This is a genomic window from Desulfobulbus alkaliphilus, assembly GCF_016918545.1.
Lineage (GTDB): Bacteria > Desulfobacterota > Desulfobulbia > Desulfobulbales > Desulfobulbaceae > Desulfobulbus > Desulfobulbus alkaliphilus.
This window is the reverse complement of the sequence record NZ_JAFFQC010000107.1, coordinates 1-764: the sequence shown is the minus strand read 5'-3', so window position 1 is coordinate 764 and position 764 is coordinate 1. Positions and strand designations below refer to the sequence as shown.

Genomic DNA, 764 nt, shown 5'->3' with positions numbered 1-764 from the left:
TACGTTCATAGAAACCTCCCTGTGGTATATTTTGGGCGAGCTGGTTCTCGACCCAACTGTTGCTAAAACATTATACTCACATGGAGGTTTCTTTTCTTTGCCGGACTTATGCATTCAAACACTTCCCCTATTTTGTGTGCTTGGGGAGTTTGCCATTTCTCTCTATGAAAATAATTGCAGGTAACAAACTAACAAGGCGCTTGCTCGGACGCAAACTGCGCTACGCATTGTTTGCTTCGCACAGCTTCAACGTTCTATTTTTTCTGTTTGGATCTATCTGTATATAAATATTACGAAAATTTGATTAAAATTACTATAAGCCCAAAATAGTATTCACCTCAATTCGAGATAAAATGGTATTTTTAATGCTTGATTAAAGTTATATTATGTTATATTTTAAACAATAAATGAAATTGTTTGGCATAATCGGGCTCGTAAGCAGATGAAGAAAATTCCTGGTCGTTACCGGGAGGCAATTTTTCACGATGTGGATTTATTGGCAACCTTCCCACTTTGCGAATCGCTGGATTTAAAAGAGTTGAAAAATCATCGCTATGGCTACCGATTGAGGGTTGGCCGCTATCGAGTCATGTTCGACTTTGATGACGGGATAAAAATCGTTGAGATTCAAGAGGTAAAGAAAAGAGATGAGCGCACATACTGATCCTCAAATCATCATTCAAAACGGTAAACCTGCCTTCGCAGTCATTCCCTGGGCTGAATACCAGGAGTTAATCCACAATCAAATCGAAGGCAAGGAGGCT

At 39.3% G+C, this 764-nt stretch carries 3 protein-coding genes; all 3 read left to right on the top strand.

The window, feature by feature from the left end; all coding sequences use genetic code 11:
* Positions 1–184: hypothetical protein (locus JWG43_RS17595; protein ID WP_205244255.1), on the top strand; the 184-nt coding region annotated here is incomplete at its 5' end.
* Positions 185–442: 258 nt separating this feature from the next.
* Positions 443–664 carry a type II toxin-antitoxin system RelE family toxin gene (locus JWG43_RS17590; protein ID WP_240193670.1) on the top strand — a complete coding sequence of 74 codons (222 nt, stop codon included), beginning with the start codon at positions 443–445 and terminating at the stop codon, positions 662–664.
* Positions 648–764: type II toxin-antitoxin system prevent-host-death family antitoxin (locus JWG43_RS20385; RefSeq protein ID WP_205243873.1), on the top strand; the 117-nt coding region annotated here is incomplete at its 3' end. The genes JWG43_RS17590 and JWG43_RS20385, both read left to right, overlap by 17 nt.

What these genes read in the sequence shown, in the direction of transcription:
- JWG43_RS17590 (WP_240193670.1), top strand. Translation starts at nt 443, where the DNA reads ATGAAGAAAATTCCTGGTCGTTACCGGGAGGCAATTTTTCACGATGTG.